General features: G+C 44.1%; 1 pseudogene. It reads left to right on the plus strand.

Features of this window, described 5'->3' with window-relative positions:
• Positions 1-213 (plus strand): annotated as a pseudogene (locus VU18_RS19275) (hypothetical protein); the annotation flags it as partial.

The following is a 213-nucleotide window of genomic DNA, read 5'->3' on the forward strand; positions in this document are numbered from 1 at the left end:
CATTCTGTTGGCAAACGACGTCAAACTCTATCAACAAATTAAACATCAGGCTCAGCCCAAGAACATCCCGTTGCATGGATATTGGAAAATCAAGGAGATCGAGGTGAATCCGAAATCCACGTATCCGATCAAAGCCACACTCTCTCTGCATCCGAAAGAACACACCGTTCGTTTTTCGATCAACGAGCAATTTCAAATCGATCACATCCAAGG

Source organism: Geobacillus sp. ZGt-1 (assembly GCF_001026865.1).
GTDB classification, from domain to species: Bacteria; Bacillota; Bacilli; order Bacillales; family Anoxybacillaceae; genus Geobacillus; species Geobacillus thermoleovorans.